A 7,586-nucleotide genomic window follows, 5' to 3' on the forward strand; every position below is an offset into this window, starting at 1 on the left:
TGTCCAGACTCCGGCGACCCAGCTCTTCGGTCATAAGTCAGTCCAACTGCGTGGCAAAAAGCGCCACTACGTTGGCCCGTCTTATGCCTTTCGGGGCTAAACGGATGCCGTCGCTTTTCTTCTATGTATTGGCGGGATCGTGTGGGAATCGAACCCACCGGACCTGGCACGCAGGTCCCTCAGGGTTTTGAAGACCCAGGAAGACACCAGTCACTCAGCCAACCCCGTAATGAGTAAGCGATTTTAATTGTATAGGGAAAATCGCTGTTCCGCAAGAAAGCAGTTTGGAGCGCTGCGCTTGAAACGATTCTAATGGAAGCTTAAAGTTAGGTTATGACCAAAAGAGAAGACGGGTGAGCACATGGAAAAGACTTATTATACGGTCGGCATGGCCGGCCATATCGACCACGGCAAAACGTCGCTGACGAAAGCGCTGACGAATGTGGACACGGACCGCCTGAAGGAAGAAAAGGAGCGGGGCATCTCGATTGAACCGGGCTACGCGCCGCTCCAGACAGAAGACGGGACGCAATTGTCGATCATCGATGTGCCGGGGCACGAGCGTTTTATCCGCCAGATGATCGCGGGTGTGGCGGGCATTGATCTGGTAGTGCTCGTCATTGCGGCGGATGAAGGGGTCATGCCGCAAACCGAGGAGCATCTGGAAATTCTGCAGTTTCTGGGTGTCGAACATTGCATCGTGGCCATCACTAAAATCGACCGTGTGGATGAAATCATGCTGGAGCTAGTTCAGGAAGATATTCAGGAGCGGCTGGAAGGTACGATTTTTGAAAACGCACCGTATGTACTCGTCGACAGTTTATCGGGAACCGGCGTGGACAAATTGAAATCAACGATCATCGACAGTCTGAAAGAGGTGAAGTTCCGTGACGCTTACGGGTCATTCCGTCTGCCGATCGATCAGGTGTTTACGGTTCAGGGACAGGGCACGGTCGTCCGCGGAACGATTTACGAAGGAGCGGTTCAAAAGGGGGCGCAGTTGACTTTATTGCCGAAAGGACTGAAAGTGAAAGCGCGCCAGATCCAGGTCCACCACGAAGAGCAGGAAGAAGCGCGGGCAGGGCAGCGGACAGCGGTGAATCTCGGCGGCATCGAGAAGAATGAAGTGCTGCGGGGCGATGTGCTGGTGGCGTCCGATCATTTTCTGGTGACGGATACGATCGACGTCGCATTGAATGTTACAAGTGGCGCGTTCTCACCCCTCAAGCAGCGGGCGCCGGTGAAAGTGCATGTGGGGACGTCCGAAGTGATGGGCAAGATCGTCTTTTTTGACCGCAACGAGCTGGAACGCACGGACGAGGAAGTGCTGTGCCAGATCAGGCTTGGTGAAGAAATTGTGGTGCGGCGCGGCGACCGGTTTATCCTGCGGCGGCCGACACCTGTCGAAACGCTTGGCGGCGGCTGGGTGATCCAGCCGAAAGGCGGCAAATACCGCTTCGGCCAGGAAACGGTTGAGATGCTGCAGAATGTGATGCAGGGAACGCCGGCAGACCTTGTTGAAGAAGCATTGGCGAAAAATATCCTGCTGGATCTGCAGCAGCTCATCCAGCAGACGTCTCTTGATGAACCGGTCCTGAAAGAAACACTGGCGAATGGGCTGGAAAACGGAAGCTTCTTGGAAGTGGGTTCGCAGAAATTCATCCTGGCGAAAACTTTTTCACGAATCAAAGATGAAATCACTTCGCGTCTTGAAACGTATCACACTGATTACCCGATGCGTGCAGGAATCAGCAAGGCGGAATTGAGCCAGCCGCTCAGCTCCGCTTATCCGAAAGCTCTTATTGATTTCAGCCTGAATGCTTTGATTGAACAAGGGGATTTGAAGAAGAGCGGCCAATTTTTGGCGCTTGGCGGTTTCAATCCGCATTTGCCGAAACAATGGAAAGTACGGATGGAAGGAATCATTGCTGCGCTCGAAAAAGACGGGATCCAGGTGAAGAAATGGGATGACTATTTCGAAGGGACGCCGATCCCGAAAAACGAAATTTCGGATTTGACCCAGTATTTGCTGGAGACGGGGCAGGCTCTCCGGCTGCAGGCGGATACACTGGTTCACCGACAGGCCGTGGAAGAGGCAATCGCGAAACTTAAGCAGGATACTGGAGAGGCATTCGGTTTGAAAGAAGCAAAAGATTCTCTGGATCTCTCGCGGAAATACCTGATCCCGCTTCTGGAATTGCTTGACGGGCTCGGATTCACGGCGCGTGATGAGGACCAGCGGCGATGGACGGGGAAATGAAAAGAATGGGGGATTTGCGATGAAGCAATATTTGCGGCAGCTGCCGCCCGTCCACGAACTGCAGAAAGACAGGCGTTTTAAAGAATTTCTGGAATCGTACGATTTAACTGCCGAACGGGGCACAAAATTCATCCAGCAGGAATTGAACGCGCTGCGTGAAAAGCTGCTCAAGGATGAGTCGCCGGTTGAGCCTTCGGAATCGAATTTTGCCGAACTGATTTTCAGCAATGCGGAGCACAGTGCAAACGAATGGAATGAAGACCGGCTCATGCGCGTCATCAACGGGACCGGCACGGTGCTGCATACAAATTTGGGGCGGGCCCGCCTGAGCAGCCGGGCGGTCGAACATGTGATGCGGGCAGCGCGCGATTATTCGAATCTTGAGTACCGGGTGGCCGAAGGAAAGCGAGGATCAAGGCATGACATTCTGGAAGACCTGATCCAGCAGACGACAGGGGCAGAAGCGGCCATGGTCGTCAACAATAACGCTGCGGCAGTGTTTTTGATCCTGAGCGCTTTGGCAAAAGGAAAAGAAGTGATCGTGTCCCGCGGGCAGCTCGTGGAAATCGGCGGGTCGTTCCGGGTTTCTTCCATAATGGAAGAAAGCGGTGCGCATCTGCGGGAAGTCGGCACGACCAATAAAACACATCTCTTTGATTATGAGAATGCGATTAAAGAAGAAACGGCCATGGTCATGAAAGTCCATACCAGCAATTTCGTCATGTCCGGCTTTACGGCGACGGTCGAAACGGAAGCTTTGGCAGAGTTGAAGGCACGTCATGAAGGGCTCATTTTCTACGAAGACCTCGGCAGCGGCGCCCTTTACGATTTCAAGAAACACGGCATCGGCAATGAACCGCATGTCCGCGATGTGATCGCGGCGGGTGTGGATATCGTCAGCTTCAGCGGCGATAAATTGCTCGGGGGTCCGCAGGCGGGCATCATCGCCGGCAATAAAGACCTCATAGATAAACTGAAGAAACATCAGCTGGCGCGCGCGCTGCGGGTCGACAAAATGACGTTTGCCGCACTTGAAGAAACGCTGAAAGTTTATGTGGCCGGCGGGGATGCGGTGCTGGAGATTCCGACGGTGCGGGACATCATGCGTTCTTCAGAAGAAATAAAAACCCAGGCAGAAAATTTTGTTTCGGCACTGGCATCAAGCACAGGCAGTTACCGGATCCAATTGCTGGACGGCACATCGCAAGTCGGCGGCGGCACGATGCCTGAAGTCGAGATCCCGACTTTTCTCGCGGCCATCCGCCACGAATCACTGCCGCCACAGGAGCTGGCGGCGCGCCTCAGAGAGAATCGCCCGCCGGTGATCGGGAGAATACAGGACGATCAAGTATGCATCGATTTTCGGACGGTACGGGAAGATGAAATGGATGAAGTGGTCGAAAGCTTTGTCCGCATCGCGGAAACGACATAAAAGGAACTCTGGCCTCATCACTGTTCCACAGTGAAATGGCCAGAGTTCCTTTTTACTTTGACGCTGGGTCAGACTTGGGAGGTTAATGGGTCTTGACAGCTGTTGCCTCCAGCCATTTCTCCATCGCATGGTAAGACTGCTGTGCGTCGGCATAGCCCTGGTTATACAATTGTTCCAGCTTTTCGGGATTGCGTTCCGCGTTTCCCACTTTCGTATCGGCAGAAGGCCGGATGATGAAGACCCTGCCTTCGCCTTCCAACTTTTCAATTTCGGTGAGCAATTCATTGTATTGCTGCCAATGCATTTCGAGCGCATGGATGAGGCCCAGGAACTCTTTGTAGAAATAGCGGGCTGGCCGCGAAAAACGCATCGGCTTTTTTCGGTAGCCTTTGTGCTTGGTCAGTATGATGACGGGCTTTTCCACACCGTCAGCCAGCGCCTTCCTGAGCGGAATCGGATCGGAAACGCCGCCGTCCATCAGCTGATAGCCTTTATAGGTGACCGGCGGCGCCATGAACGGCACTGAACTGGAAGCGCGGACAATCGTCAGGACATCCTGCGGGCTTTCATTTTTTTCAAAGTAGACCGGCTGTCCGGTCAGGCAATCGGTCGTCCCGATGACAAAACGTTCTTTGGCCGCGTGGAACGCCTGGAAATCGAAAGGCACAAGCTTGTTCGGGATCTGGTCGAAAATCAGGTCCATGCCGAACAGCTCTCTTTTTTGCACGAGATTGCGGAACGAAATGTAATCGGGATGGCGGACATAATCGATCATGACAGCTTTGTTTCTTCCCGGCTGCCTGGAAATATACGACGCGGCGTTGCATGCGCCGGCGGATACGCCGATAACGTAAGAGAAATAACGGTCTTTTTCCATAAAATATTCAAGGACGCCGGCGGTATAGACGCCCCGCATGCCGCCGCCTTCCAGAACCAGTCCGTCATCAAACATGGCAATCCCTCCAGACTCATAAAAATCTGATTTTTCTGTTTAATGCTGATTCTTTCTATCATACCATACCGGCGTTTTTTCCCATAAAGCTTATTTTCGGGGAAGTTTGATGGTACACTTTTACTTATATAGAAGAAAGATATGTTTCATTGGACAATAAAAGCAGGATTGCCGAAAGGGGTGTTGGCGGATGTACGGAAAAATATTAGTGGCGGCGGACGGTTCAGACCATTCGCTTCGCGCGGCAAAAGAAGCGGTCAGGATAGCAGGGGCAAACCGGGAAGCGCAAATTACGGTCGTTTATGTGGCGGACCACGATAACGCGAAAAATGATGTGCTGCACAGCGGCAGTTCGGTGGAGCTGGATCTGCAGCGCCGCAAGAAGCTGCAGCCGGTGGAAGAAGCGATTGCTGCGGAGAACATCAATTACCGCGTCGAAATCCTTCACGGCATTCCGGGCCCAGCGATTGTCGACTATGTCAATCAGGAAGGGTTTGACATTCTGGTCATCGGCAGCCGAGGCTTGAATTCATTGCAGGAGATGGTGCTCGGCAGCGTCAGCCACAAAGTGGTGAAACGCGCGGATTGCCCAGTGCTGATCGTGAAATAAAGCAGAAAAAAAAGAGCGCCGGGTCGCTCTTTTTTATATGGAACAGTCAGTTCTCCAGATAACGGTACAGCGTCGATTTGCTGATGCCGGTCTGTTCTTTGATTTCCGCCAGGTTATATTGTTTGCTCCTGTACATCGCAATCGCTTTTTTCACATTGGCGTCCGGTTTTCGCGGCCGGCCGGCGTGCATGCCTTTTTCCTTGGCAACCGTCAGCCCCGCTTTTGTTTTGGCGCTGATGGAGTCGCTCTGAAAATCGGCTAGGCACTGGACGATTTTCTGGAACGAAAACGTCTTGTCCGGAGCGGTATCGATCTCTTCGCTGGCGGCATGCAGCGTGCAGCCCTTTTGTTCGAACCCTTCCAGCAGCTCGACAAGGTGGCGCGTCGAATCGGCCAGCGCATGCAGGCTGTGCACGATGACGCGGTCTCCCGTTTCCAGGCGCGCAAGCATCCGTTCCAGCTCATCCCGATGTTTGGGATCGCCATGACTTTCAGCAAAAAATTCTCCGCAACCATATTCATTGAATAGCGTTTTTTGTTTTTCACAGGTCAAATCTCCGTCTATGGGTCTTGCATAGCCAATAAGCACGTTAAAAACTCCCGTCACACATATTGTTTTCATTGTATCATATTTATTTTAAATAAAAGGACCAAAAAGGTTCCATTTTCGGATTTGCGGTGATACACTGATTTCATTGTGAAAATTGGACAACAAGAGGAGTAAATTATTGTGGGAGAAACATTAAAACGGGAATGGTTCGGAAATATACGCGGCGATATCCTTTCGGGACTTGTGGTGGCACTTGCGCTGATTCCGGAAGCCATCGCCTTTTCAATTATTGCGGGCGTCGATCCGATGGTCGGCCTGTATGCGTCATTCAGTATTGCGGTCATCATCGCATTTGTCGGCGGACGGCCCGGTATGATATCGGCTGCAACAGGCGCAATGGCATTGCTGATGGTGCCGCTTGTGCGGGACCACGGACTGGAATACTTGCTTGCTGCAACAATTTTGACAGGAGTCATTCAGATCCTATTCGGCGTCTTTAAAGTGGCGCGGGTCATGAAGTTCATCCCGCGTGCCGTCATGATCGGCTTCGTCAATGCACTGGCGATCCTGATTTTCATGGCGCAGGTGCCGCATCTGATCGGTGTCGGCACAATCACGTATGTGTTCGTGGCTATTACGCTTGCAATCGTCTATATCGTGCCGAGATTTTTCAAGGCGATTCCGGCACCGTTGATTGCACTTGTCCTGCTGACGGCGATTGCCGTCTATTCCGGATTTGACATGCGGACGGTGGGCGATCTGGGAACGATCAACCAGACGCTCCCGGCGTTCCTTTTGCCGGATGTGCCGTTCAACTTGGAAACGCTTATGATCATACTGCCGTTTTCATTTGCACTGGCGATTGTCGGGCTGCTGGAAACGTTGCTGACAGCCAATATCGTCGATGACATGACAGACACGGAAAGCAATAAAAACAAGGAAGCGCGCGGCCAGGGAATCGCCAATTTCGTAACCGGATTTTTCGGCGGGATGGCAGGCTGTGCCATGATCGGACAGTCGGTCATCAATGTGAAGTCAGGCGGGCGAGGGCGGTTGTCCGCGTTTGTCGCCGGTACGTTCCTGATGTTCCTGATCATTGTACTCGGCAATGTGGTGGTTCAGATCCCAATGCCTGTGCTTGTCGGCATCATGATCATGGTATGCATCGGGACGTTCGACTGGAAATCGTTCAGCTATATGAAGAATGCGCCAAAGGGAGACGCAATCGTTATGGTGGCGACAGTCGCAATTGTCGTCTATACGCACGATTTGTCGAAAGGCGTTCTTGCGGGCGTTCTCTTGAGTGCAATTTTCTTCGTCGCCAAAATTTCGAAGATCAAAGTGCAGAAGCGTTTGCTGGATGCGACGCATTACCGGGTGGAAGGCCAATTGTTCTTCGCTTCGGTTGAGGATTTCCTGGAGAAATTTGATTACGATATTGAAAATGAAAAAGTGGTCATCGATTTCACGGATGCCCATATCTGGGATGATTCAGGGGTCGGCGCCGTCGACCGCGTCGTCCTGAAGTTTAGGGAGAGCGGCAACGATGTCGACATTGTTGGACTTGATGCCGGCAGCCAGAAGCTGATCGACCAGCTGGCGATTTTCAAAAACAGCAATGTCAAATTGCCGACGCATTAAGGCGGAGTTTGAGTTAATAGAATAGATTTCATCGAAACAGTCCTTCTATAACAGAGGGGCTGTTTTTTTAGTAGTTTCATGAAAAGAAGATGCAGAAGTGAAAACGTAAGATAGAAGTTGAAAACCGTAAGATAGAAAACA

The 7,586-nt window shown here is 52.1% G+C and carries 6 protein-coding genes and 1 tRNA gene; 4 read left to right on the forward strand and 3 right to left on the reverse strand.

All coding sequences use genetic code 11. The annotated features are described in order from the left end of the window. Positions 1-129: 129 nt before the first annotated feature. Positions 130-226 (reverse strand) — tRNA-Sec (locus KW93_RS17260). A gap of 135 nt (positions 227-361) precedes the next feature. On the opposite strand from KW93_RS17260, the gene selB reads away from it, so the two are divergent. Together selB and selA are read left to right on the forward strand one after the other, a co-directional pair. Beyond that, on the forward strand, positions 362-2,260 hold the full coding sequence (gene selB, locus KW93_RS05305) for a selenocysteine-specific translation elongation factor (protein ID WP_033541943.1): 1,899 nt from the start codon (positions 362-364) through the stop codon (positions 2,258-2,260). Between the two features lie 19 nt (positions 2,261-2,279). Continuing rightward, positions 2,280-3,692, forward strand: coding sequence for an L-seryl-tRNA(Sec) selenium transferase (gene selA, locus KW93_RS05310; RefSeq protein WP_033541944.1), 1,413 nt, complete (start codon positions 2,280-2,282; stop codon positions 3,690-3,692). A gap of 82 nt (positions 3,693-3,774) precedes the next feature. Here selA and KW93_RS05315 read toward each other — a convergent pair whose 3' ends face one another. Then, on the reverse strand, positions 3,775-4,644 hold the full coding sequence (locus KW93_RS05315) for a patatin-like phospholipase family protein (RefSeq protein WP_033541945.1): 870 nt from the start codon (positions 4,642-4,644) through the stop codon (positions 3,775-3,777). Positions 4,645-4,834: 190 nt separating this feature from the next. On the opposite strand from KW93_RS05315, the gene KW93_RS05320 reads away from it, so the two are divergent. Beyond that, positions 4,835-5,254 (forward strand): universal stress protein, encoded by a 420-nt coding sequence (locus tag KW93_RS05320; RefSeq protein WP_033541946.1) that lies wholly within the window; start codon positions 4,835-4,837, stop codon positions 5,252-5,254. A 46-nt stretch (positions 5,255-5,300) separates the two neighbouring features. On the opposite strand, the gene KW93_RS05325 is transcribed toward KW93_RS05320, so the two are convergent. Continuing rightward, positions 5,301-5,843: a recombinase family protein gene (locus KW93_RS05325; RefSeq protein WP_033541947.1), complete on the reverse strand. Its 543-nt coding sequence runs from the start codon at positions 5,841-5,843 to the stop codon at positions 5,301-5,303. Positions 5,844-5,984: 141 nt separating this feature from the next. On the opposite strand from KW93_RS05325, the gene KW93_RS05330 reads away from it, so the two are divergent. After that, entirely contained in the window at positions 5,985-7,445 is a 1,461-nt protein-coding gene (locus KW93_RS05330) for a SulP family inorganic anion transporter (protein ID WP_081986930.1), read from the forward strand. Positions 7,446-7,586 lie beyond the last annotated feature (141 nt).

It is taken from the genome of Planococcus sp. CAU13 (assembly GCF_000775575.1).
Lineage (GTDB): Bacteria > Bacillota > Bacilli > Bacillales_A > Planococcaceae > Planococcus.